At 72.4% G+C, this 23,430-nt stretch carries 20 protein-coding genes; 8 read left to right on the top strand and 12 right to left on the bottom strand.

Features of this window, described 5'->3' with window-relative positions:
- Positions 1 to 140: 140 nt before the first annotated feature.
- From ptsP to ABZU32_RS02055, 5 genes are all read right to left on the bottom strand, one after another.
- Positions 141 to 1,811, bottom strand: coding sequence for a phosphoenolpyruvate--protein phosphotransferase (gene ptsP, locus ABZU32_RS02075; RefSeq protein WP_354915901.1), 1,671 nt, complete (start codon positions 1,809 to 1,811; stop codon positions 141 to 143).
- A 22-nt stretch (positions 1,812 to 1,833) separates the two neighbouring features.
- On the bottom strand, positions 1,834 to 2,091 hold the full coding sequence (locus ABZU32_RS02070) for an HPr family phosphocarrier protein (protein WP_354836903.1): 258 nt from the start codon (positions 2,089 to 2,091) through the stop codon (positions 1,834 to 1,836).
- A 234-nt stretch (positions 2,092 to 2,325) separates the two neighbouring features.
- Positions 2,326 to 2,775, bottom strand: coding sequence for a PTS glucose transporter subunit IIA (locus ABZU32_RS02065; protein WP_354836905.1), 450 nt, complete (start codon positions 2,773 to 2,775; stop codon positions 2,326 to 2,328).
- A gap of 23 nt (positions 2,776 to 2,798) precedes the next feature.
- Positions 2,799 to 3,035 (bottom strand): PTS glucose/sucrose transporter subunit IIB, encoded by a 237-nt coding sequence (locus ABZU32_RS02060; protein WP_354836907.1) that lies wholly within the window; start codon positions 3,033 to 3,035, stop codon positions 2,799 to 2,801.
- Positions 3,036 to 3,075: 40 nt separating this feature from the next.
- Positions 3,076 to 4,110: an SIS domain-containing protein gene (locus tag ABZU32_RS02055; protein WP_354915898.1), complete on the bottom strand. Its 1,035-nt coding sequence runs from the start codon at positions 4,108 to 4,110 to the stop codon at positions 3,076 to 3,078.
- 159 nt (positions 4,111 to 4,269) lie between these two features.
- On the opposite strand from ABZU32_RS02055, the gene ABZU32_RS02050 reads away from it, so the two are divergent.
- The 3 genes from ABZU32_RS02050 to ABZU32_RS02040 all read left to right on the top strand — a co-directional run bounded on the left by ABZU32_RS02050 (position 4,270) and on the right by ABZU32_RS02040 (position 7,440).
- Positions 4,270 to 5,010, top strand: a complete 741-nt coding sequence (locus ABZU32_RS02050; protein ID WP_354836911.1) for a GntR family transcriptional regulator — start codon at positions 4,270 to 4,272, stop codon at positions 5,008 to 5,010.
- Between the two features lie 31 nt (positions 5,011 to 5,041).
- Positions 5,042 to 6,610, top strand: a complete 1,569-nt coding sequence (locus ABZU32_RS02045; protein WP_354915895.1) for a PTS transporter subunit EIIC — start codon at positions 5,042 to 5,044, stop codon at positions 6,608 to 6,610.
- Positions 6,611 to 6,777: 167 nt separating this feature from the next.
- On the top strand, positions 6,778 to 7,440 hold the full coding sequence (locus ABZU32_RS02040) for an Rv3235 family protein (protein WP_354915892.1): 663 nt from the start codon (positions 6,778 to 6,780) through the stop codon (positions 7,438 to 7,440).
- 150 nt (positions 7,441 to 7,590) lie between these two features.
- Here ABZU32_RS02040 and secA read toward each other — a convergent pair whose 3' ends face one another.
- Positions 7,591 to 10,392 carry a preprotein translocase subunit SecA gene (secA, locus tag ABZU32_RS02035; protein WP_354915890.1) on the bottom strand — a complete coding sequence of 934 codons (2,802 nt, stop codon included), beginning with the start codon at positions 10,390 to 10,392 and terminating at the stop codon, positions 7,591 to 7,593.
- A 293-nt stretch (positions 10,393 to 10,685) separates the two neighbouring features.
- On the opposite strand from secA, the gene ABZU32_RS02030 reads away from it, so the two are divergent.
- Positions 10,686 to 10,976, top strand: coding sequence for an HGxxPAAW family protein (locus ABZU32_RS02030; RefSeq protein ID WP_354836919.1), 291 nt, complete (start codon positions 10,686 to 10,688; stop codon positions 10,974 to 10,976).
- Between the two features lie 66 nt (positions 10,977 to 11,042).
- Positions 11,043 to 12,323, top strand: coding sequence for a crosslink repair DNA glycosylase YcaQ family protein (locus ABZU32_RS02025; RefSeq protein ID WP_354915887.1), 1,281 nt, complete (start codon positions 11,043 to 11,045; stop codon positions 12,321 to 12,323).
- Between the two features lie 75 nt (positions 12,324 to 12,398).
- Here the strand turns inward: ABZU32_RS02025 and ABZU32_RS02020 are convergent, their stop codons facing one another.
- The 6 genes from ABZU32_RS02020 to mtrA form a co-directional block, all read right to left on the bottom strand.
- Positions 12,399 to 13,103 (bottom strand): response regulator transcription factor, encoded by a 705-nt coding sequence (locus ABZU32_RS02020; RefSeq protein ID WP_354915884.1) that lies wholly within the window; start codon positions 13,101 to 13,103, stop codon positions 12,399 to 12,401.
- Positions 13,104 to 13,239: 136 nt separating this feature from the next.
- Positions 13,240 to 13,911 (bottom strand): ribosome-associated translation inhibitor RaiA, encoded by a 672-nt coding sequence (raiA, locus tag ABZU32_RS02015; protein ID WP_354836926.1) that lies wholly within the window; start codon positions 13,909 to 13,911, stop codon positions 13,240 to 13,242.
- A gap of 516 nt (positions 13,912 to 14,427) precedes the next feature.
- The gene (locus tag ABZU32_RS02010) at positions 14,428 to 15,156 is read right to left on the bottom strand and encodes a phosphoribosyltransferase family protein (protein ID WP_354915882.1); all 729 of its coding nucleotides are present in this window, start codon (positions 15,154 to 15,156) and stop codon (positions 14,428 to 14,430) included.
- Positions 15,157 to 15,404: 248 nt separating this feature from the next.
- On the bottom strand, positions 15,405 to 17,159 hold the full coding sequence (locus ABZU32_RS02005; protein WP_354915879.1) for an LpqB family beta-propeller domain-containing protein: 1,755 nt from the start codon (positions 17,157 to 17,159) through the stop codon (positions 15,405 to 15,407).
- Positions 17,149 to 18,915 (bottom strand): MtrAB system histidine kinase MtrB, encoded by a 1,767-nt coding sequence (gene mtrB / locus ABZU32_RS02000; RefSeq protein WP_354915876.1) that lies wholly within the window; start codon positions 18,913 to 18,915, stop codon positions 17,149 to 17,151. The genes ABZU32_RS02005 and mtrB overlap by 11 nt, the downstream gene beginning before the upstream one ends.
- Positions 18,916 to 18,960: 45 nt before the next feature.
- On the bottom strand, positions 18,961 to 19,638 hold the full coding sequence (gene mtrA / locus ABZU32_RS01995) for an MtrAB system response regulator MtrA (protein ID WP_214408661.1): 678 nt from the start codon (positions 19,636 to 19,638) through the stop codon (positions 18,961 to 18,963).
- Positions 19,639 to 19,941: 303 nt separating this feature from the next.
- Between mtrA and ABZU32_RS01990 the strand changes: the two genes are divergently transcribed.
- The 3 genes from ABZU32_RS01990 to ABZU32_RS01980 are packed head-to-tail and all read left to right on the top strand — an operon-like array spanning position 19,942 to position 23,314.
- Positions 19,942 to 21,450 carry a hypothetical protein gene (locus tag ABZU32_RS01990; RefSeq protein WP_354915873.1) on the top strand — a complete coding sequence of 503 codons (1,509 nt, stop codon included), beginning with the start codon at positions 19,942 to 19,944 and terminating at the stop codon, positions 21,448 to 21,450.
- Positions 21,447 to 22,109 (top strand): DUF4129 domain-containing protein, encoded by a 663-nt coding sequence (locus ABZU32_RS01985; protein WP_354915870.1) that lies wholly within the window; start codon positions 21,447 to 21,449, stop codon positions 22,107 to 22,109. Before ABZU32_RS01990 ends, ABZU32_RS01985 begins: the two co-directional genes overlap by 4 nt.
- Entirely contained in the window at positions 22,106 to 23,314 is a 1,209-nt protein-coding gene (locus ABZU32_RS01980; protein WP_354915867.1) for a DUF4350 domain-containing protein, read from the top strand. The genes ABZU32_RS01985 and ABZU32_RS01980 overlap by 4 nt, the downstream gene beginning before the upstream one ends.
- The last annotated feature ends 116 nt before the right edge of the window (positions 23,315 to 23,430 follow it).

Here is a 23,430-nt window from a genome sequence, read left to right as displayed (position 1 = left end):
AGGGGCGGTGCGCAAAGCGGCAGGGCCGGCGGGGTGCTCAGAGGCCGAGGTCGGGGAGGGCGGGCAGGTGGGCACGGGCGGCCACCCTGGCGGCGTCCGGGATGCTCCAGGCGCGCACGGCGGCAGGGCCGGCGGGGTGCTCAGAGGCCGAGGTCGGGGAGGGCGGGCAGATGGGCGCGGGCGGCCACCCTGGCGGCGTCCGGGGTGGTCTCGGCGCGCGCGGCGACGGCGGCGGCGCGGCACTGGTCGAAGGTGTGGCGCAACAGCGCGGCGCGCACCCAGGGAAGGGCGGGCGCGGCCATGGACAGCGAGCCGACGCCGAGGCCGACCAGCACGCACGCGAGCGCGGGATCGGCGCCCGCCTCGCCGCAGACCCCGCAGGGCACGCCCGCCGAGGCGGTCATCGCCACCAGGTCGAGCAGGACCGGCTGCCAGGGGTCCTGGAAGCCGGCCAGGGCGCTCACCTCGCGGTCGGCCCCGAAGGCGTACTGCGCGAGGTCGTTGGTGCCGATGGAGAAGAAGTCGACGCCGGGAGCGAGGTCGGCCGCGCGGAGCGCGGCGGCCGGGACCTCGACCATGACCCCGGAGGAGCGCAGCCCCGCCGCGCGGCACGCCGCCACGAACCAGGCGGCCTCCTCGGGCGTCGCCACCATTGGGGCCATGACCTGGACGTGGGCGGACGCCCCCTCGGCGGCGCGGGCGAGGGCCCGCAGCTGCCCGGCCAGAATGTCGGGAAATATGCGCATGATGCGGATGCCGCGCGCGCCCAGAGCGGGATTGGGCTCCTTCTCGGTGGGCGGTAGGAATCCCAGCGGCTTGTCCGCCCCCGCGTCCAGCACGCGCACCACCACCGGCCCGCCGGGGAAGGCGGAGATGACCTCGCGGTAGGCCGCCTCCTGCTCCTCCTCCGAGGGCGCGGTGTCGCGGTCCAGGAACAGGAACTCGGTGCGGTACAGCCCGACGCCCTCGGCGCCGTGCTCCAGGGCCGTCTCGATGTCGCGCGGCCCGCCGATGTTGGCCAGCAGGGCCACCGGGCGGCCGTCCGCGGTCGCGCCAGGACCGGTGACCGCCGCCATCGCCGAGTCGCGGGTGCGCGCGGCCTCGACCGCCGCGGCCACCTCCTCCTCGGAGGGCACCAGGCCGACCGTGCCGGTCGCGCCGTCGACCAGGACGAGCGTCTGGTTGACGATCGCGGTCGCCCCGGCGCAGGCCACGACGGCGGGCACGCCCATGGCGCGCGCGAGGATCGCCGTGTGGCTGGTGGGGCCGCCCTGCTCGGTGACGAAGGCGGCGACGACGTCCTTGGTCAGCAGCGCGGTGTCGGCGGGCGCGAGGTCGCGGGCGACCAGCACGTACGGCGTGTCGCCCTTCTTTGGCAGGCCGCCCGTCCGCAGGCCGGCCAGTTCGGCGATCACCCGGTCGCGGATGTCGGCCAGATCGGCCGCCCGCTCGCCGAGGTAGCCGCCGATCTCGGCGAGCATGTCGTGGTAACGCATGAACGCCTCGTACACGGCCCGCTCGGCGGCCGTGCCGGCGTTGATGAGGTCGGCGACCTCGCTGGACAGCACGGGGTCTCGCGCGATCATGGCCTGCGCGGCGAGCACGTCCCGCGCCTCGCCGCCCGCGGCCTCGCCGCGCGCCGACAGGTCGGCGGCCACGCGCTCCATGGCGGCCTCCGCCCGCGCCACCTCGGCCACCACGTCGCCGCCGTGCCGTGACCCGGCCGGCGGCTCGGGGACGGCGGCACCCATGAGATAGGCCGGGCCGTGGCCCACCCCGGGGCTGACCCCGGTTCCCGTCAACCTCTCCATCGTCAGGCTCCGCAGCCGGCCGTCAAGGCACCGACACGATCGCGACGAGCTCGTCGAGCACCTTCTCGGCGCCGTCCCCGTCGGCCTGGATGACGATGACCTCGCCGTTCCTGACGTCCAGCGCCAGGATCGAAAGGATGCTCTTGGCGCTGACGGGCGTACGGCCCGGCTTCCCCACGGTGATGTCGATGGGGGCCTTGGCCGCGGTCTGCACGAACGTCGCCGCCGGGCGGGCGTGCAGACCCACCGCTGACTCCACGATGACCTTACGCTCGGCCACGGTTCCTCCTCTTTCCGTCCGGGGCGGTCCAGACCACCCGGTGACAAGCAGTACGGCTAGCACGTTATTCCGAGATAGGGGCTATCTCCGGGAACGGCCAGCTAACACCGGGCGGATCTGGTGTGAGCGGTTCGGCAACGGACGTCGACGGCGTCGCCGTCTCACCAGTCTCCTACCCGCCCCCCGGCCGGTGGCAGGCGGCATGAGCGTACCTGGTCACCTGAGGTGAGGGGACTAGCGCCATCGGAACAGCTCCTCACCCGCGAGCACCGCGCCGTCGGTCCGGAGCGGGACGACCACGCCGGGAGGGGCGTCCAGCGCCACGACCGGGCAGACCGGGGACATTCCCCCGGCCGCGACCGCCGCCGGGTCCCAGGCGACGACCGGCCGGCCGGCGCGCACCCGCTCGCCCTCCCCGGCGAGAAGCCGGAACCCCTCACCCTTGAGCAGCACCGTGTCGATGCCCAGGTGGACGAGCACCGCCCGGCCGTCCTCGCCGGCTATCACGTAGGCGTGCGGATGGAGCTTGAGGATGAGCCCTCCGATGGGGGCGAGCGCCTCCCCCGCCCGCCTGGCCGGGTCGATCGCCGTCCCCGGCCCCACGAGCCCTTCGGAGAACACCGGGTCGGGCACGGCGGCCAGTCCCACGACGTGCCCCGCCACCGGGGCGAGAACGGTCGTCATGGCACTCCCGCCGGCCGCACGGCTCACTCGATGAGATCGTCGATGTCGGAGGCGATCGTGTCGGCGTCGGGGCCCACCACGACCTGGACGACGTTGCCCGCCGCCATGACCCCGTGGACGCCGGCCGCCCGCAGGGCCGCGTGGTCGACCTTGGAGGCGTCGCGCACCTCGGTGCGGAGACGGGTGATGCACGGCTCTATCTCGATGATGTTGCCGACGCCGCCGAGCCCGGCGATGATCGCGTTGGCGTCTGCCGCCATGTCCGTCCTCCTCGTTCAACCTCAGGCAACGCTAGCGGCGCTATTCCGTCTGCGTCACCTTGTTGAGGCCGCGAGGAGAGTCGGGGTCGATGCCCCGGCGGCGGGCGAGGGCCTCGGTCAGGATCTGCCCGGGGACGATAAGCCCCATCGGGGCCACCCACTCGGGCAGCGCGGGGCCGTTGAGGGCCGCCGTGGACGCCTTGGCCAGCTCGGCTCCGCCGCCCACGCCGTACGCGGACGCGCCGGCGCCGGTGACCCGGCGGGCCAGGGCGACGGTGCCGGGCAGCGTGGGGCCCTCGTCGGCGGCGACCAGCAGTGCGGGGGTCTTCTCGTCCACCACCGCGATCGGGCCGTGCAGCAGGTCGGCGTAGGACAGGCCCATGGCGTGCAGGTAGCAGGCCTCCTTGAGCTTCAGCGCGGTCTCAAGGGCGGTCGAGAACGCCATGCCGCGGCCCGAGACCACGACGCCGGACACCGCGGCCAGCCCTTCGACCACGGTGTCGACGTCGCCGGGGTCGGCGATCAGCCGCTCGACGGCGTCGGGGACGCGCTGGAGGTCGTCGGCGTCGACCTCGGCCCCGAGGCCGAGGGCGAGCACGGCCAGCGCCGCGAGCTGGGTGGTGTAGGTCTTGGTGGCCGGGACGGCCTTCTCCTCGCCGGCCTGGGTGCACAGCGCCAGGTGGGCGGTCTGGGCGAGCGGCGAGTGCTCGCCGCCGTTGGTGATCGCGACGGTGCCGGCGCCGCAGTCCTTGGCCCAGGCGAGGGTCTCGACGATCTCCTCGGTCTTGCCCGACTGGGACAGCGCGACGGCGAGCACGCCGGTGAGGTCGAGCTTGCGCTTGTAGGTCGTGGCGATGGACGGGGCGGCGAGGGAGGACATCCGGCCGGCGCGCGCCTCGATGAGGTAGCGGCCGTAGACGGCGGCGTTGTCGGAGGTGCCCCTGGCGATGAAGACGAGCTGGCGGGTCTGCCCGGCCAGGGCCTTCACCTCGCCGATCCTCGGCAGCAGGGCGTCGAGCGTGGCCCGCAGCGCGGCCGGCTGCTCGGCTATCTCGCGGCGCATCATCGTGGTCATCGGTGCCCGTCCTTCGGCTCTGGAGGGCGAGATCGGGCCGTTATCGATCCGTCGCCGGTCCGTACGTTGACACTCTTTTCTGGCATGTGGTCTAGTCCGGACTAGACCAGCACAAACCTTAACTCAAACCCATGCGGAGATCGAGAGGAGGGAAAAGCGGTGGCCCAGATCGACCCCGACAGCCCTGTGCCGAAGTACTTCCAGCTTCGCGAGATCCTCCTCGACCTCATCGAGGGCAACGAGCTCACCATCGGCGCGGCGATCCCCTCCGAAAGGGAGCTCTGCCAGCGTTTCGGCCTGTCACGCATGACTGTACGCCAGGCGGTCGACCACCTGGTGTCCGAGGGGCGGCTGCACCGCGTCGCGGGAAAGGGCACCTTCGTGGCCCGTCCCAAGATCGAGATGGCGCTGCGGCTCACCTCGTTCAGCGACGACATGCGGGCGCGCGGCATGGAACCCGGCTCGCGCGACCTGGACCGGCGGGTGGTCCGGGCCAGCGCCCACCTGGCACGCGAACTCGGCATCCAGCCGGGCGAGGCCGTGCACTTCATCGAGCGGCTGCGCACGGCGGACGGGGAACCGCTGTGCATCGAACGGGCGCACATCCCGGTGTCCTTCGCGCCCGACCTGGAGTCGTTCGACCTGTCGGGCCGCTCGCTCTACGCGCTGCTGGAGACGCGCCACGGGGTGGTGCTGGACGCGGGCGAGCTGACCATCGACGGCGGCATCGCCGACCCCGGCGACGCCGACCTGCTCAAGCTGCCACGAGGCGGGGCCGTGCTGCTGCTCCAGCGGCGCTCCTTCTCCGGCGGCGTCTGCGTCGAGTTCGGGGTCTCGACCTACCGTGCCGACCGGTACCAGCTCCGCACGGTGCTGGAGATACCGACGCGGCGAGGCTGAGCCTCCCTTCCCGAGTCCTGGAGGAGAGCCGATGGGCCCCACTTCGGCCGACGCCACCCCGCCCGTCCCGGACACCTCCCGCGCGCCCGTCCCGGACCCCTCCCGCGCGCCGGCCCCCGACGCCTCCCTCGCGCCCTCACGGCGGTCGGCCGTCATGGCGGTCCTGTCGCGCATCGGCCGCTCCCTCATGCTGCCCATCGCCGCGCTGCCCGCCGCGGGCCTGCTGCTGCGGCTCGGGCAGGACGACCTGCTCGGACGCACCGACAACGCCGCCCTGGACAAGATCGCCGAGGTGGTGGGCGGCGCGGGCGACGTGCTGTTCGACAACCTCCCCCTGCTGTTCGCCATCGGTGTGGCCGTCGGGTTCGCCCGCCGTTCCGACGGTTCCACGGCGCTGGCCGCGCTCGTCGGCTACCTGGTCTTCGACCGGGTCTCCCGCCTGCTGTTCTTCGACGCCTCCGGCTTCGCCGTGCATGACCGGGTCACCCAGACCGTCGTCCAGGCCGACGGGCGGGCCGTGGAGACGATCGACCTGGCGGCGGGCAACCCGACCGGCGTGCTCGGCGGCATCGTCATCGGGATCACCGCGGCGCTGCTCTACCAGCGCTACCACCGCATCAAACTGCCCACCTGGCTGGCGTTCTTCGGCGGCCGGCGGTTCGTGCCGATCGTCACCGCCTTCGCCGCGCTGCTGCTCGGCGTGGTGTTCGGGCTGGTCTGGCAGCCGGTCGGCCAGGGCATGACCGCCTTCGGCCAGTGGCTCGTGGACCACTCGACGGCGGGCGCGGGCATCTACGGGGTGGCCAACCGGCTGCTCATCCCGCTCGGGCTGCACCACTTCCTGAACTCGATCGTGTGGTTCCAGGTGCCCGACTGCACGGTGGCGGGCAAGCAGTTCGCCGGCGACCTCACCTGCTACCTGCAGGGCAACCCGGGCTCGGGCGAGTTCATGGCCGGGTTCTTCCCGGTCATCATGTTCGGCCTGCCCGCCGCCGCGATCGCCGTCTGGCGGGCCGCCCCGCCGCACCGCCGCCGCTCCGTCGGCGGCATCATGATCTCGGCGGCGCTGGTCGCGTTCGTCACCGGGATCACCGAGCCGATCGAGTTCGCCTTCATCTTCGTCGCCCCGCTGCTGTTCGTGATCCACGCCCTGCTCACGGGGCTGTCGATGGCGCTGGTCGCCGCGATGGACGGGCATCTCGGCTTCACCTTCTCGGCCGGCGCCATCGACGCCGCGCTCAACGCCACCAAGTCCAACACCGACGGGTTCTGGAAGATCATGCTGCTCGGCGTGGTCTACGCGGTCGTGTACTACACCGTCTTCGCCTTCCTGATCAGACGGCTGAACATCATGACCCCGGGGCGGGAACCCGAGCCGGATCTCGACGCCGGGGAGGTCACGGGACCGCCGGGCGGGCGCGCCCCTGATTCCGTCGCTCCGGACCCCGTCGTTCCCCCCTCCTCCGGCCGCGTCTCCTCCGCTGCTCCGGCCTCGTCCGGCCCCGTCTCCAGCCCTGTTCCGGACGGCCCCGTCTCAGGCCGTGTTCTGGACGGCGGCGTTTCGGACGATGGACGGGCGAGCGGCGGGACGGCCGAATAGCGCGTCGGCGCGCCCGGGAACCGTGCCGCCATACCGTCATCGCGGGGCAAGCGGCGCGAACCCCAGCACCGAAGCGGCAAGTTGGCAGCCCAACCGGCGGCCCCGGTATCAGCGCGACCGGCCGAAAACTCCTTAGAGCGTCACTTCCCGACCTCACCGGAGTCCCGATGCCCCGCTCTCCCGAGCCCTCCCGCCCCGTCGCGCCCTCGCGCGGCGGAACGCGGCCCGCCGGCCCCTCCCGCGCGGTCCCGCTGCCCCGGTTGCGACCCGTGCCGCCGGCCGACCCGCCCTACGACGACGAACGCGAGACCGGCCACGTGCCGCCGCCTCCCACACAGGGAACCCTCGCCCTCGCCTACGACCGGCCCTGGGAGGCCCCGGCCCGCGCCGAGCCGTCCCCCCGTCCCGCCGACACTCCCGCCCAGCCCGCCGACACGCTCACACGCTCCGCCGACACTTCCGCGAGCTCCGCCGACACGCCCGGCCGCCCCGGCGGCCGGCTGCCGCGCCTGCCGGTCGCTCCGCCCCCCGACCTCCGGGAGCTGCGCGGCATCGGGCAGGCGATGGCCGAGATCCTGGCCGGACGGCGCCCGCCCGCGACCGTCGCCGACCGCCTGACCGGCAGGGCCTACGCCGACCTGGTGCGCGCGGGGACGATGATCCGCACCAGACGACCGCCGCTGGTCGCGCTGCCGCACGTCAAGCGGCCGCAGGACGGGGCCGTCGAGGCGTGCCTGCTGGTGCACTGCGGGGAACGCAGCCACGTGCTCGCGCTGCGTCTGGAGCGGTGCGGCGGAAAGTGGCTGGTCACCGACTTCGAGACCGCCTGAGACGCCGTCGAATCTGAGACGCCGCCGGATCGCCTGAGACGCCGTTCCGAACCGCCTGAGACGCCGTTCGAGAACGCCTGAGGACGCCGACGGCCCCGCGACCGGGCAGGTCGCGGGGCCGTCGAGCGCTGTTGCGTGCGCGGGCGAGCCTCAGGCGGTGGCGTTCTTCGGGTCGCCGTGGCAGCGCTTGTACTTCTTGCCCGAGCCGCAGGGGCAGGGCGCGTTGCGCTCGACGTTGCCGTAGGCGGCGCGCTCCTCGGCGGTGGTGCGCACGCGGGTCTGCTCCACGTCGCCGCTCTCGCCCGGCGCGCTGTAGATCATCTCAGTGGGACGCTGCGGGCGGCGCAGCGCCTTGGAGATGATCGCCTGCGTCTCCGAGACGTTGGCGTCCTGCGGGGCGGCCTCCTCGACGATCGGGTTGTCCTGCACCTCGATCTCGAGGTTGAACAGGAAGCCGACCGACTCCTCCTTGATGCCGTCCAGCATGGCCGCGAACATGTCGAAGCCCTCGCGCTGGTATTCGATCACCGGGTCACGCTGGGCGTAGGCGCGCAGCGCGATGCCGTCGCGCAGGTAGTCCATCTCGTAGAGGTGCTCGCGCCACTTGCGGTCGAGGACCGACAGGATGACCCGCCGCTCGACCTCGCGCATGGTCTCGGCGCCGAGCTCCTCCTCGCGCCGGTCGTACGCCGCGAGGGCGTCGGCCTTGATCCGCTCGCGGATGAGGTCGGCCGTCAGGCCCTCGCGCTCGCCGCCGGCCTCCTCGATGAGCTCCTCGACCGTGACCGAGATCGGGTAGAGCTGCTGGAACGCCTTCCAGAGCTTGTCCAGGTCCCACTCTTCGGCGAAGCCCTCGGCGGTGGCCGCCTGGACGTACCCGTCGACGACCTCGGTGATGAACTCGCGGACCTGCTCGTGCAGGTCGGCGCCCTCAAGCACCCGGTGGCGCTCGGCGTAGATCACCTTGCGCTGGCGGTTCATGACCTCGTCGTACTTCAGAACGTCCTTGCGGATCTCGAAGTTCTGCTGCTCGACCTGGTGCTGGGCGGAGGCGATGGCCTTGGAGACGATGCCCGACTCGATCGGGACGTCCTCGGGGATGTTCAGCCGCGTCATGATCATCTCGACGCGGGCGGAGTTGAACAGCCGCATGAGGTCGTCCTCGAGGGACAGGTAGAACCGCGACTCGCCGGGGTCGCCCTGACGGCCGGAACGGCCGCGCAGCTGGTTGTCGATGCGGCGCGACTCGTGGCGCTCGGTGCCGAGGACGTACAGGCCACCGAGCTCGGTGACCTCCTCGTGCTCGGTCTTGACGGCCTCCTTGGCCTTCTCGAGCGCCTCGGGCCAGACCTTCTCGTACTCCTCCGGAGTCTCGGAGGGGGACAGGCCGCGCTGCTGCAGCTCGATGTCGGCGCGGAACTCGGGGTTGCCGCCCAGCATGATGTCGGTGCCGCGGCCGGCCATGTTGGTGGCGACGGTCACGGCGTGCTTGCGGCCCGCCTCGGCGATGATCGTGGCCTCACGGGCGTGGTTCTTGGCGTTGAGCACCTCGTGGGCGACGCCGGCCCGCTTGAGCGCCTTGGAGAGCTTCTCGGACTTCTCGACCGAGGTGGTGCCGACCAGGACCGGCTGGCCCTTCTCGTAGCGCTCCTTGATGTCCTGCACACAGGCGTTGAACTTGGCGTCCTCGGTCTTGTAGACCACGTCGGCCTGGTCTCTGCGGACCATGGGCCGGTTGGTCGGGATCGGGATGACGCCCAGCTTGTAGGTCTGGTGGAACTCGTTGGCCTCGGTCGCCGCCGTGCCGGTCATGCCGGCGAGCTTGCCGTACAGGCGGAAGTAGTTCTGCAGGGTGACGGTGGCGAGGGTCTGGTTCTCGTCCTTGACCTTCACGGCCTCCTTGGCCTCGATGGCCTGGTGCATGCCCTCGTTGTAGCGGCGGCCGTGCAGGACGCGACCGGTGAACTCGTCCACGATCAGGACCTCGCCGTCGACGACGATGTAGTCCTTGTCCTTCTTGTAGAGCTCTTTGGCCTTGATGGCGTTGTTGAGGAAGCCGACGAGGTGGGTGTGCTCGGGCTTGTAGAGGTTGTCGATGCCGAGCCAGTCTTCGACCCTTTCGACACCGGCCTCAAGGACGCCGACCGTGCGCTTCTTCTCGTCGACGATGTAGTCGCCGGTGCTCTCTTCGCCCTCTTTGCCCTCGACGCCGCGGCGGAGGCGGGGGACGATCTTGGCGAACTCGGCGTACCACTTGCCGGACTGCTCGCCGGGACCGGAGATGATCAGCGGCGTGCGGGCCTCGTCGATGAGGATGGAGTCGACCTCGTCGACGATGGCGTAGTTGTGGCCGCGCTGGACGCACTCTTCGAGCGACCAGGCCATGTTGTCGCGCAGGTAGTCGAAGCCGAACTCGTTGTTGGTGCCGTAGGTGATGTCGGCGTTGTACTGCCGGCGGCGCTCGTCGGGCGCCATGTTGGCGAGGATGACGCCGACCTCCAGGCCGAGGAAGCGGTGGACGCGCCCCATGTTGTCGGCGTCGCGCTTGGCCAGGTAGTCGTTGACTGTGACGACGTGCACGCCCTTGCCGCTGATGGCGTTGAGGTAGGACGGCAGCGTACAGGTGAGGGTCTTGCCCTCACCGGTGCGCATCTCGGCGATGTTGCCGAGGTGCAGCGCGGCGCCGCCCATGATCTGCACGTCGAAGTGGCGCTGGCCGAGGACCCTGCGGGCCGCCTCGCGCACGGCGGCGAACGCCTCGGGAAGCAGATCGTCGAGGGACTCGCCGTCGGCGTGGCGCTGCTTGAACTCGTCGGTCAGCGCGCGCAGCTCGGCGTCGCTCAGGCCGGTGAAGTCGGACTCGATGGAGTTGACCTGCTCGGAGATCCGCTTCAGCTTACGCAGGACCTTGCCCTCGCCGGCGCGAAGGATCTTGTCGAGAAAGGCTGGCACTTTGAGTAAAGCTCCTCGCAGGTCTGTACCGCGGCCCGACGGCTGCGGACATGAGGACGAGACATGGTTCCCCACAGCCATGGTAGGCGGTTTCACCACCGGACACAGCCATCGTCAATGACGCTGTCGGGGAACAGGGAGTTCAAGACCGTCTCATACCGGCGGCTGACGGGGTACGGCCTGCGGCACGGCCGGTGAGGTTGGATATCGTTCGATGGTACGGGCAGGGAATCTTTGCCACGGGGCGGCCCCCCGGCGGCAACGCACATCGACGAGAACAACAAGGAGTCGGGATGGCCGAGAGCGCACCGGCGAAACCACACAGCGGCCAGTCGCACGCCGGGCGTGCGTCGTCATGGCTCGCGGTGACCGTGATCCTGCTGGGCTTCACCATCGGCGGCATCGCCCTCGTGATGGGCCCCAACTGGCTGCTGTTCTGGGTCGGCGGCGGAGCGGTCATCGTGATCGGCGGCATCCTCGCCCTCATCTTCGACATCTTCTCCGACGTCATCGAGGACGCCCCGCGCGAGATCGCGGTGCAGGAGCACCACTCCCCGTTCGAGCACCACGGCGAGCGCGCCTGACCCCTCGTCGTCCCGGGACGACACCGGCATAGCCGTTTCGTCGGTGGCTCGCCCTACCATCGACACATGCCGAACGGTATCCCCGCCCCCGTGCTCGACCTGTCCGCCGACGAGGCCCGCCGCGCCATCCTGCGCGCGCAGGGGTTCCTCGGGGCCGACTCCCGCCGGGGCGGGGTCACGGCCATGTTGCGCCGCCTCGCCGCCGTGCAGCTCGACACCATCTCGGTCCTGGCCCGCTCCCACGAGCTGGTGGCGTACGCGCGGCTGGGCGCCGTCGGCCGGGCCGCGGTCGAGCGGGCCTACTGGCACGAGCCCGCCACCGCCTTCGAATACTGGTGCCACGCCGCGTGCGTCGTGCCCATCGACGACTGGCCGCTGTACGCCTTCCGCCGCCGCGCCTACCGCGAGCGGCGCTATCGCTGGCACGAGGTGCCGCCGACCATCGACAAGGTGCTCGAGCAGGTCAGGAACGAGGGGCCGGTGACCACCACCGACCTCGGCGGCGCCAAGAACGGCGGCCCCTGGTGGGACTGGTCCGACGTCAAGATCGCCGTGGAGTTCCTGCTCGACATCGGCGAGGTCGTGTGCACCCGCCGGGTCGGCTGGCGCCGCGTCTACGACGTCGCCGAGCGCGTCGTTCCTCCGGCGCTCCTCGGCCGCGAACTCAGCGACGCCGAGTGCGTCCAGGGGCTGGCCGGTCACGCCGGGCGCGCCCTCGGGGTGGCCACCCGCGCCGACCTCGCCGACTTCATCCGCGTCCGCGGGGCACAGGGGGCCCTGCTGGACGAGGCGCTCCTCGGCGGCGGCGCCGGCCTGGTCCCGCTGTACGTCGACGGCTGGGGAACTCCCCGCGGCGCCGTCCGCGGGGCGGCCGGGGCCGCGCGTCCGGCGGCCAACGCCTGGGCCGACCCGGCCGCGCTCGCCACCGCGCCGCGCGGCCGCCACCGCACCACGCCGCTCTCGCCGTTCGACTCCCTGGTCTGGGACCGCGCCCGCACCGAGCGGGTCTTCGGCTTCACCCACCGGCTGGAGGCCTACGTCCCCAAGGACAAGCGGGTGCACGGCTACTTCACGATGCCGGTGCTGGCCGGCGGCCGGCTCATCGGCCGGGTGGACCCCGCGCGCGACGGCTCGACCTTCGTGGCACGTCAGGTGGGGTTCGAGGCCGGGCCGACCCGCGGCGGCGCGGCCCGCGCCGCCGCCGCCGAGGCGATGAGCCAGGCCCTGTGGGAGGCCGCCGCCTGGGTCGGCTGCGACGACGTCCGCGTCGAGCGCGTCGGCAGCCCCGACCTCGCCGCTCCCCTGGAGGCCGCCCTGCGCCGCCCGCCTGTGGGCGACGGTTCCTGACGTCCGCCCATGGGCGGCCGTGCGTGACGCGCGCCTGTGGGCGACGGTGCGTGACGCCCGCGCCGCCCACGTGGGTCAGGTGATCTCGAGGAGGCGTTCCCTGACGGCGTAGACGACGGCTTCCATGCGGGAGTGGAGCTGGAGTTTCTCCAGGATGTTGCGGACGTGGTTCTTGACGGTGTTCTCGGAGATGAACAGCTGCTTGGCGATCTCGCGGTTGTTCATGCCCTTGGCGACCAGCCGCAGCACTTCCATCTCGCGGTCGGTCAGCCGGGGCACCGGCAGCTGCGGAGGGCGCTCGGCCTCCTTGCGGCTCATGTTGGCGAACTCGCTGATCAGCTTGGCCGCCATCGCCGGGTTGATGAGCGACTGGCCCTCGTGGACGCCGCGCACGGCGTCGGGCACCTCGTCGATCTGCACGTCCTTGAGCAGGTAGCCGGTGGCCCCCGCCTTGATCGCCTCGAAGAGGTCCTCCTCTTCGTCGCTGACGGTGAGCATCACGATGCGAGCGCTCGGCACCGACGCCTTGATCGCCCGTGTCGCCTCGATGCCGCTCTGCCGGGGCATCCGGACGTCCATGAGAACGACGTCCGGCAGGAGGCGGTCGGCGATCTCGACCGCCTCCTGACCGTCGCCGGCCTCGCCGACCACCTCGATGTCCGGCTCCGCGGCCAATGCCAGCTCAAGGCTCCGCCGGATCAGCGCGTGATCGTCAACGATCAGCACGCGGATCGGCTCCTGACGCCCGGAACGGTCGGCCGTTTCGTCGGTCTGCGTCACGCCTCCTCCTCGTGGGGAGCCGGTCGCGCCGGTAGGTCGACCCCTACCGCGCGACGCTCCCGCGCCCTCGGGACCGCCATCATTACACGGCTTCCCGGCGCGCGGGGGTGGTCGAGAGGATCATCGAACGCGTTGGTTACTGTTCGACGAGCCGCAACACGCCGTAGTCGTATCCGACACGCCGGTACACGACGCTCGGAAGCCCGCACTCCTTGTCTCTGAACAGGTAGAAGTCGTGGCCGACCAGCTCCATCTCCAGCAGTGCCTGGTCGATGGTCATGGCGTCGGCCTGGTGGAACTTCTCGCGGACGACGAGGGGCCCGTCGCCTTCCATCTCGATCGGAACGATGGGCTCGCGATACCCGTCCTCGTCACGGGCCGGCTCGGCGGCGTACGGCTCGGCGTGCTCGACGGGCTCGGGTGGAAGCGGTTGCGGCAGGGACTCGTAGGCGTCGGCCAGGACGGAGGTCAGTTCGGCCACCGATGGGGGGCAGTGGTTGCCGTGGTGGACCTTGCGGCGGTCGGCGATGCGCCGGAGCCGTCCCTCGAGCTTGCCGAGGGCGATGTCGAGGGCCGCGAACCGGTCGTCGGCGGAGGCTTCCGCCCTGATCGCCGGTCCCTTGGAATGGATGGTCAGCTCCACCCGCTCGCGGTGCTCGGTCGCCCGCACGTTCGCTTCCTTGGACACCTCCACATCGACGCGTATGAGCTTGTTGTCCAGTCGTTCGATCCTGGCCAGTTTCGTCGTCACATGATCGCGGAACCGGTCACTCACACTGGTGTGCCGTCCCTTGACGATGATGTCCACTCAAAGGCCCCCCTTCGTCTCGACTGCAAGGAGTGGCACCCGCCCGGCCGACCTGGTCTTCGTCCCCACATCCGCCTGCTGAGGGGTTCGCGGCCTGTGCCACTACTGCCCTTCTCTTCTGGCGGAGGACATCTGGACCTCCGGGAAGGCAGGACTTACCTCTAAGCCGCACCGTGATCGGTCGACGAAGAGTCGCCTTACGTGGGCCGTTTCGCCTGCGGCTGGCATCGGCTAGCCAGTCCGGTCCCCCGAAGGGGGTCGGTCCGGCGCAACCACGGACCCGAACGGGTGCCATGCTCGAACGCTAGTCCCTGCCGGGCCGAATGTCAGCCGCGGGCTCGGCCAAAGGATCACTATGAGTGATCCGCTGGGCGGCGGCGGACCTTGGGCCGACCCGGCGTTGACCATGCTCGGACCCGTTCCGTGAGGGCTTCTCGCGTCGATTGAGCAGGGAGGGACAGGGCTCGGGACAGCAACATGTGACCGTCGCGCCATGCCGATGATTTATCTCTGCCATTACCGTGCGTATTCTTCTGAGTTCTCTCGAATCCGGGCGTGTCGCGTTCGACGCGGCGTGGCGGCCACCGTGACGGCGAGCGCCACCTCCACCCCGGCCGCCCGCAGCGCCCGCGCCGCCTCGGCCAGCGTGGCCCCGGTGGTGACGACGTCGTCCAGCAGGACCACCACCCCGCCCGGTGGGCCCTGAGAGCGGCGCTGAGCGGCGTTTCGCCCGGGCAGGACACGCAGAGCCCCGCCGAGGTTGACGGCCCTTTCGGGCGCGCTCAGGCCCGCCTGGTCGCGCACCCGCCGCGCCTGCGCGAGGGCGGGCACCACCGCGGCCGGCCGCCCGCGCGCCCGCAGCGCCCGCGCCGCCAGCACGGCCAGCCGCCGCACCGGGTCGTGCCCGCGCCGCCGCACCGACCGGCGCGCGCTCGGGACCGGGACCAGGACGAGCGGCGCGCGCGGCGGGAGGCCGCGGGCCGCGAGCGCGGCGAGCAGGGTGGAGACCAGGCAGCTCGCCAGGAGCGGCGCCGTCGCCGTGCGCCCGCGTTCTTTGTAGGCGAGCAGGACACGGCGAACCGGGCCCTCGTAGCAGGCCGCCGACCAGCAGTCGGGCAGGCCGGGCGGCCGCGGCACGGGGTCGCCGCGCAGATCGGCCGCGCACGGGCCGCAGACGGCGGCGCCGGGCCGGTCGCACCCGGCGCAGCGGTGGAGCGAGATCAGATCGAGGAGGGCGGTCAGCATGCCCCCACCGTGCGCCCCGTCACCGACGGTCCGGGCCCGTGCCTCCCGTCCGTCCACAGGCGAGCGGGACGAACCGGGGCGACCCGCCCGTCGTCCACAGGGTTCCCCCTGAGGCCGGTGTGTGCGGGTCACAGGCGACCGGGGTGTGACACGGCCATCGTCCACCGGCGCGCTCGCCGTGGACGACGCCACGCGGGTCACAGGCGACCGGGGTGACACCGCCGTCCTCCAGGTGGACGGTGCACGGGTCAGCCCAGGGGGTATGCGGGGGGATCGGCTCCGTCCTTGACCACCGTGGTCCACTGGGTCTTCTGCGGGTTCCACACCTGGATCTCGCCGCCGGCCGTCCCGGCGATGATGAGGGCCGGGTCGGGGGCCGCCGCGATGCTCTCGATGCCGGCGGCCGACTTCGGCGACTCCAGCCGCACCCCCTGAGTCACCGACCACGTGCTGAGCACGCGGTCGGCCTTGGCGGCCGTCAGGACCAGAAGCGTGTCGGCGTCGCGCCAGGCGATGTCGATGATCTGCTGGCCCTCGCTCGCGGGCACCAGGGGGCGCAGGTTCTGGATCTTCCACTCGCTCCGGTTGACGGAGCCCACCAGGACCTGCTCGCCGTGCCCGTCGTCGGCGATGACCGCCACTCTGGCGCCGTCGCGCGCCACGCGGAAGGCGGTCACGTCGCTGGTCTCGAGGCCCGGCGCGCTCACCGGGACCTGCCGCGTGGCGTCGTGCGCCCTGAGCACCTGCGCCTTGCGCGGGGCCTGCTGGACGACCGACCACAGATCGCCGTACCGGTCCCACGACGGCGGGGTCAGGTGAGCGCCCTCGATCCAGCGCTCCCACTGGCTGCCGGGGTTGATGCCGCTGACGTAGGCCCCGCCGGCGCGTTCGAGCGCGGCCACCTTGACCGCCTGGTCGTTGGACACCGCCAGATGGGTGAACTGCCGCGTGCCGACCTGCCCCACGCCGACCACAGTGGGGTTGTCGTCGTCCTTGTCCAGCCGGTGGAGCCTGCCCTGCTGCAGGTAGTACGGCTGCGGCTGGGCGATCACGTCGGGGTCGAAGCGGTCGTAGTCGCGCGGGTCGATGATGAACGGCCCGTTGGGGAACTGCTCGCCGTTGACCCGCACCTCGATGCGCCGCGACTCGGTGAGCGGTTTGAGCGTCCACGCCAGCTGCGCCGACAGCGCCTCGCGGTTGATCTCCGAGAGCGTGGAGTCGACGATGCCGTAGGTGAAGTCGACCACGACGGTGTCGTTCTCGACGAACACGTCGTTGACGTCGACGTTCTTCCTGAACGCGGAGTCCACGGCGCCGCTGAGCGGCGCCGTGGGGCCGATGAGCAGCTTGCGCACCAGGGACTTGGCCAGCCCCTCGCTGGGGTTGATCGGCACGCGCACCTGGTCGGCCACCAGGCCGGCCGACTGGTAGGCCGGGAAGTACAGGTCGAATGAGCGGAAGGCCCGTTTGAAGTCGTCCTGGGTGAGCCACAGCCCCGGAGGCGCCGAGGAGATGCGCCACTCACCCTGCACCTTGACCAGGGTGAACTCGCGGGCGGTCTCACCGCTCGCCGCGGCGTCGCTCGGGACGTAGTGCCCGTCGCCGTCGAGGCTGCCGAGGACGGTGCCCTTCAGCGTCACCCGGGCCTGCTGGATGTCCACTCTGGGGTCGTCCATGGCCAGGGACCCCTCGTAGATGGTGATCGGGTGGAAGGGGACCCAGCCGCGCAGGGCCTCCCCGGTGAGGTACTGCCGGGCCACCGAGCGCAGCGGGTCGTCGAAGCTCGCCGCCGCGGCCAGGAAGCCGCCGACGATCTCCAGAGGGGACCCCTTGAGCTTCGGGGGCGCGGCGAGGACGCGGACGTAGGGCTGGCTGAGCGCGTCGCCCCCGCGCCCGCCGCGGACCGCGAAGGGATTGCCCCCGGTCGGCACCGTGGAGCAGGCGGCCGACAGCACGGCGACCACGGCCAGGGCGAGGCCCCGCAGCAAGGCTCTAGTCGGCATCGAAGGCCCCCTCGATGGCCGGGGAGAGCACCGGCGTGGCCTGGCCCCGCCAGGTGCGCCGCATCTCGACCTCGGGCGGCACCAGGGGCAGGGGCGACCCGCGCAGCTCGGACCCGGCGAGCCGGGGAAGCGACAGCCGGAACTGCGACCCCTCGCCCGGGATGCCCCACGCCTGCAGCCAGCCGCCGTGCAGGATGGCGTCCTCGCGGGAGATCGCCAGGCCGAGGCCGGTGCCGCCGATGGTGCGCGCCCGGGAGGGGTCGGCGCGCCAGAACCGGTCGAAGACCATGTTCTCCTCGCCGGGCTTCAGCCCCACGCCGTGGTCGCGCACGGCCACGGCCACGGCGTCGCGGTCGGCGCCGAGGGTGACCACGATGTCGCGGCCCTCGCCGTGCTCGATGGCGTTGAACAGCAGGTTGCGCAGGATGCGCTCGACCCTGCGGCTGTCGCATTCGGCCATGCACGGCTCGTTCGGCAGCCGCAGGTCCAGCCGGGTCGCCTTGCGCTCGGCGAGCGGCTGGGAGTCGCCGACCGCCCTCAGCACGACGTCGCGCATGTCCACCGAGTCGACGTCGAGCGTGGCCGCGCCCGCGTCGTACCGGCTGATCTCCAACAGGTCGGCCAGCATCGACTCGAACCGTTCGAGCTGGTTCTGCATGAGCTCGGCCGAGCGCGCGGCGGCCGGGTCGAAGTCCTCGCGGCTCTCGTACAGCAGGTCGGCCGCCATGCGGACGGTGGTCAGCGGCGTGCGCAGCTCGTGCGAGACGTCGGAGACGAACTGCCGCTGCACCTGCGACAGCTCCTCGAGCTGGTGGATCTTCAACGCGAGCGTGGAGGCCATCTCGTTGAAGGAGGCGGCCAGACGGGCCAGGTCGTCCTCGCCGCGCACCTTCAGCCGCTCCTCCAGCCGGCCCGCGGCCAGGCGCTCGGCGGCCTGACGGGTGAGCCGGACGGGGGTGACGACCTGCCGGGTGACCAGCGAGGCGACCGCGGCCAGCAGCAGCACCAGCGCCACGCTCGCCAGGATCACCCACCGCTGGACCTGGGACAGCGTGCTGACGTCGTCGCTCAGCGGGAAGAAGTGGTAGACCTCGTACTCCCCGTAGACGTTCGGCACCATCGCCCCGATCGCCAGCGCGGGGGTGGGCGTCGGGTCGCCCTGGTAGTACATCGAGGTGTACTGCCCCTGGGGCTCGCCGCGGGCCTTGCGCACGGCGTCGCGCAGCGTGCGGGGGACGCTTCTCAGGGCGATGTTGTTGGTGCCGCGATCCTCCCCCACGTGGTAGCCGCTGAGGATGACGACGCTGTAGCGGGCGCCGGCCCGGCGGGCGAGCGCCTCGGCCGCCTGGTCGACCGGGGTCTTGAACGGTCCGTCGATGTCGTCGCTCTGGGCCGCGGCCGACTGCTTGGCCGTGGTGTCGGAGGGCTGGCCCAGGTAGCCGGCCACGGTGGTCACGTTGGCCTGGGCCTCGGCGATCGCCGTCTGCTTGCGGCCGTCGAGCACGGCCGTCTGGATCATCTGCAGCAGGAAGAAGGCGACCACCACGACGACGGTCATGGAGATGAGCAGCGTGCTGGTGACGACCCTGAGCTGCAGCGAGCGGCGCCACATCCGGCGCGTCCGCCCCGCGGCGCGCCGGGCCCTCCGGCGGACGCCGCGCACTATCTGGCGCGGCGTTCGCCGGATCTTCTTCTTCGGCCTGGGCCGGCCCTGCGCGGGGCGGGCGGCGCCGGAGGATGCGGTGGGGAGGGCCATGCGGATGTCCCAGGGGTCACGGCGCGGGGTGGCGGCGGGCGCCGCCTACGCCGGGCCGGCCTTGTAGCCGACGCCGCGGACGGTGACGACGATCTCGGGGTGCTCCGGGTCCTTCTCGATCTTGGCCCGGAGTCGCTGCACGTGCACGTTGACCAGGCGGGTGTCGGCCGCGTGGCGGTAGCCCCAGACCTGCTCGAGCAGCACCTCGCGGGTGAAGACCTGGCGCGGCTTGCGCGCCAGGGCGACCAGCAGGTCGAACTCGAGCGGGGTGAGGTTGACGGTCTCGTCTTCGCGCTTGACCGAGTGGCCGGCGACGTCGATCGTTATGTCGCCGATCTGCAGCACCTCGGGCGTCGGCTCGTCGGTGCGGCGCAGCCGGGCCCGCACCCGGGCCACGAGCTCCTTCGGCTTGAACGGCTTGACGATGTAGTCGTCGGCGCCGGACTCCAGCCCGAGGACGACGTCGATGGTGTCGCTCTTGGCGGTGAGCATGACGATCGGCACGCCGGACTCGGCGCGGATGCGGCGGCACACGTCGATGCCGTCGGCGCCGGGCAGCATCAGGTCGAGCAGCACCAGGTCAGGCCTGGTGTCGCGGAACGCGTCCAGCGCTTTGTCGCCGTCGGAGACGAACGACGGCTCGAAGCCCTCCCCCCGAAGGACAATGCCGAGCATCTCGGCGAGAGCGGCGTCGTCATCGACGACCAGCACGCGTCCTTTCATGGCCCCTCATTCGTTCTGCGCAGTATGGAGGTGGAGGCGAAAGCCGTACGACCGACCGAAGGCTACCTGTGACGCACCGCCGGGTGATAAACGACCGAACAATAGCTCCACCGAAAGCCGAATTTTAGGCTCACGTTACTCAACCCGCCAATGATCTGGCTCGATGGGCTCGTGGCGTGGCGTGGCGCGCACCGGACATGCCTTGGCACAAGTTTGCGCCAAGCCGGTCGTATTCCACCATCCGGGCGCATGATCGATCGCCCGGGCACCCCGAGCGGGCGTGCGACATGCCAGGATTGGGATATGTCAGACGGTCACGGCTCCGCGCCAGGCACGCCCCCGGGTTGGGCGCAGAACCAGCCTCCGCCGTACGTCCCTCCCGGGCAGGCGCCGTGGACCTCTCCTGGCGCGGCGAACCCGCCGTCCGACGAGCCCGCGGCAGCCACCGCGCAGCCGGGCGCGCCCGCTGGAGGCACCCCGCAGTCGCCGCCGGAGCAGACGGCTCCTGGGCGGGCCGGCGGGGGGACGCCGCAGGACGCGCCGCCGCAGGGCCCCGGATACGGGCAACAGTCCCCTCCGCCGCCTCCGCCCCAGGGCCAGGGCTACCCGCCACCTCAGGGCTACCCGCCGCCTCAGGGGCAGCCGTACGCGCCGCCCTCCCCAGGGCAGCCCTACCCGCCCGGCCCGTACGGCGGACACGGCGGATACGGTCCCCACGGGCAGGGCCCCGGCTACGGCGGCCAGTACGGCTTCCGCCCGCCGCCGCAGGCGCCGCGCCCGGGCATCATCCCGCTGCGCCCGCTCGCGCTCGGCGACATCCTGGACGGCACGATCAAGCTGATCCGGTCCAACCCGAAGGCCACGCTCGGCCTGTCGGCGATCGCCGCGGCCATCGGCATGCTGCCGCTGTCGATCGGCCAGGCCATCTACTACGGCTCCGTCGGCGAGATCATCGCCGATCCCGACACGCTCGCCGCCGGGCGGGACCTGCCCGTAGGGGGCGTTCTCGCCCAGCTCGGCGGCGCGCTGATGACGCTGGTCATCCAGTTCTTCCTCGTCACCGTGCTGACGGGCATGCTCACCCGGGTGCTCGGGCGCGCGGTGTTCGGCGGCCGCATCACCATTGGGGAGGCGTGGCGGCTCACCCGCGGACGCCTGCCCGCCCTGTTCGGGCTGGCCCTGCTCACCGGCCTCATCGCGCTGGCGCCGCTGGTCGTCGTCGGCGTGCCGCTGTTCCTGATCATCGCCGGCGACGGCCCCGGGGCCCTCATCGCGCTCGTGGTGATCCTTTCCGTCATGGGTTACGTCGCCTACCTCGTGACGGTCAGCACGCGCTTCTCGCTGGCGGCGGCGGCCGTCGTGCTCGAACGGCGCGGGGTCGTCGAGGCGATGCGGCGGTCATGGCGGCTGGTCGGCACCGGTTTCTGGCGCGTACTCGGCATCCTGATACTGACGCAACTCCTGGTCGCCATGCTCGGCTACATCCTGTCGCTGCCGGTCACCATCGTGAGCCTGGTGGTGTCCTTCGGCGGGCAGGGCACCGTCGCCGCGACGGTGGTCACCACGGTCCTGCTCACGGTCGGCGGCATCCTCAGCTCGATGATCACCTATCCCGTGCAGGCGGGCGTGAACGGGCTGCTCTACACCGACCTGCGCATGCGCGCCGAGGCGTTCGACCTGGTCCTGCAGACGGCCGCGCTCGACCAGCAGCGCCTGGGCTGGGTGCCCGCGACCGCCGACGAGCTGTGGCACCCCTCCCACGCCGCGGGCGGCGCCGGCCCGCACGTCCCCGGCTCCCCCGCGGCGCCGTGACCGCGACCGCCCTCGCCCTCGTCCGCGGCCTGGCCCTGGACGACATCGGGCGCGACGAGGCCCGCCGCAGGGCCGTCGAAGAGCTCGTCAAGCCCGAATACCAGCAGGAGTCGCTGGTCGAGCGGGCGTTCCGGCTGTTCCAGGAGTTCATCGACGGCCTGTTCGACAGCGCGCCCGGAGGGGTGCCCGGCGGCGTGCTCGCGCTGCTCGCCGTGCTGCTCGTCGTCGTCGCGCTCGCCGCCCTGCTCCTCTGGCAGGCGCGCAGGGCCACCGGGGCCCGCCGCGCCGCCGCCGAGGGCCTGTTCGGGCCGAAGGCACACACCGCCGAGGAGCACCGCGCCGAGGCCGAACGCCTCGCCGGCGAGTCCCGCTGGGCCGAGGCCGTCCAAGAACGGCTGCGGGCGATCGCGCGCGACCTGGAAGACCGGGCCATCGTGGCGCCGCAGGCCGGGCGCACGGCCGACGAGCTGGCCGCCGAGGCCGGGCGGGAACTCCCCGCGCTCGCGCCCGCGCTGACGGCCGCGGCGCGGCTGTTCGACGACGTCACCTACGGCCAGGCGCCGGGCACCCCTGAGGGCTACCGGTCGGTCGCCGAGCTCGACGCCGGCGTCGCGGCCGCCCGCCCCGCCGCCCTGGCCGCGACGGCGAGGCCCTCATGACCCTCACCGCGCCCGGCCGCACATCCGGCCGCACATCCGACCACGCGGCCGGCCCCGGCACGGCCACCTCGGCCTCCACCTCGCCCACCGCGCGCGGCCTGTGGCGCGGCGCCCGTGGCATGGTCGCCGTCGGCGTCCTGGTGGTGCTGGTCGCCGTCATCGCCGCGCTGTTCACCGGCACCTCCACCGAGGGGCGCCCGCTCGACCCCGCCGACGCCTCGCTGACCGGCGGCAAGGCGCTCGCGCAGCTTCTGCGGGCGCGCGGCGTCCGCGTCGAGCGGGTCTCCACCGTGGACGACGTCGTGCGCCTGGACGGGCCCGCGAGCCGGGTCCTGGTGACCGACACCTCCTTCCTGAGCGCCGACGAGGTGTCCCGGCTGTCGCGCACACGGGCGCAACGGCTGATCGCCGGGCCGGTGTCCGACCTCGACCGGCTGGCCCCCGGCATCGGCCCCACGGGCGAGACCGGCTCGCGATCCCGCGAACCCCGGTGTGCGCTGCCCGCCGCCGTCCGCGCGGGCAGCGCCTTCATGGGCGGCGCGCTGTTCACCGTGCCCCGCGGCTCGACCGGCTGCTATCCCGGCTCCGACGGCGCGAGCCTGGTGCACACGCCCGGCGACCCGTCGGTGACCGTGGTCGGCGACGGCGCCTTCATGACCGACCGGCGGCTCGCCGAGGACGGCAACGCCGCGCTGGCGATGAACCTCGCGGGCGACCGGCCGGTGCTGATCTGGCTGGTCGCGCCGGACGGGCCCCAGGCCGTCCCCGGCTCGGGGGAGGCGAGCGCTGCCGACCTCATCCCGCCCGGAGTCCCGTGGGCGGTGGTGCAGCTCGGCGTCGCCCTCGTGGTGGTGGCGTTCTGGCGGGGCCGCCGCCTCGGGCCCGTCGTGGTCGAGCGGCTGCCGGTGGTCGTCCGCGCCGCCGAGACCGTCGAAGGCCGCGGCCGCCTCTACCGCGCCCGCCGGGCCCGCGACCGCGCCTCGGCCACGCTGCGCGCCGCCTGCGTCTCGCGCCTGGTGCCGCGGCTGGGCCTGTCCGGGGAGGCGGCGCCGGACGAGATCGTCGCCGCGACCGCGCTGCGCACCGGGCATGATGCGATCTGGGTGCGTTCGGTGATGTACGGTCCGACACCGGCCGACGATGCCGGGCTCATCGCCCTGGCGGGCCACCTGGACACCCTGGAAAGGCAGGTACGAGAGCCGTGAGCACACCTCCGCCCGGAGCGCCCATGAGCGGACCCCCCGGTCATCCCTGGCCCGCGACGCCGCCCGCCGCCCCGCCCGCCGCCCCGGCTCCGGCCGGACCGCCCGCGCTCGGGCCG

It is taken from the genome of Sphaerisporangium sp. NPDC005288 (assembly GCF_040607475.1).
Classification (GTDB): domain Bacteria; phylum Actinomycetota; class Actinomycetes; order Streptosporangiales; family Streptosporangiaceae; genus Sphaerisporangium; species Sphaerisporangium rhizosphaerae.
This window is presented reverse-complemented; position numbering and strand designations above follow the sequence as displayed.

Bases quoted from the DNA above. Each gene is read 5' to 3' on its own strand.
- ptsP (WP_354915901.1), bottom strand. From the start codon at position 1,811: ATGGAGAGGTTGACGGGAACCGGGGTCAGCCCCGGGGTGGGCCACGGC.
- ABZU32_RS02065 (WP_354836905.1), bottom strand. From the start codon at position 2,775: ATGACGACCGTTCTCGCCCCGGTGGCGGGGCACGTCGTGGGACTGGCC.
- ABZU32_RS02060 (WP_354836907.1), bottom strand. From the start codon at position 3,035: ATGGCGGCAGACGCCAACGCGATCATCGCCGGGCTCGGCGGCGTCGGC.
- ABZU32_RS02055 (WP_354915898.1), bottom strand. From the start codon at position 4,110: ATGACCACGATGATGCGCCGCGAGATAGCCGAGCAGCCGGCCGCGCTG.
- ABZU32_RS02045 (WP_354915895.1), top strand. From the start codon at position 5,042: ATGGGCCCCACTTCGGCCGACGCCACCCCGCCCGTCCCGGACACCTCC.
- ABZU32_RS02040 (WP_354915892.1), top strand. From the start codon at position 6,778: ATGCCCCGCTCTCCCGAGCCCTCCCGCCCCGTCGCGCCCTCGCGCGGC.
- ABZU32_RS02030 (WP_354836919.1), top strand. From the start codon at position 10,686: ATGGCCGAGAGCGCACCGGCGAAACCACACAGCGGCCAGTCGCACGCC.
- ABZU32_RS02025 (WP_354915887.1), top strand. From the start codon at position 11,043: ATGCCGAACGGTATCCCCGCCCCCGTGCTCGACCTGTCCGCCGACGAG.
- ABZU32_RS02010 (WP_354915882.1), bottom strand. From the start codon at position 15,156: ATGCTGACCGCCCTCCTCGATCTGATCTCGCTCCACCGCTGCGCCGGG.
- ABZU32_RS02005 (WP_354915879.1), bottom strand. From the start codon at position 17,159: ATGCCGACTAGAGCCTTGCTGCGGGGCCTCGCCCTGGCCGTGGTCGCC.
- mtrB (WP_354915876.1), bottom strand. From the start codon at position 18,915: ATGGCCCTCCCCACCGCATCCTCCGGCGCCGCCCGCCCCGCGCAGGGC.
- mtrA (WP_214408661.1), bottom strand. From the start codon at position 19,638: ATGAAAGGACGCGTGCTGGTCGTCGATGACGACGCCGCTCTCGCCGAG.
- ABZU32_RS01990 (WP_354915873.1), top strand. From the start codon at position 19,942: ATGTCAGACGGTCACGGCTCCGCGCCAGGCACGCCCCCGGGTTGGGCG.
- ABZU32_RS01980 (WP_354915867.1), top strand. From the start codon at position 22,106: ATGACCCTCACCGCGCCCGGCCGCACATCCGGCCGCACATCCGACCAC.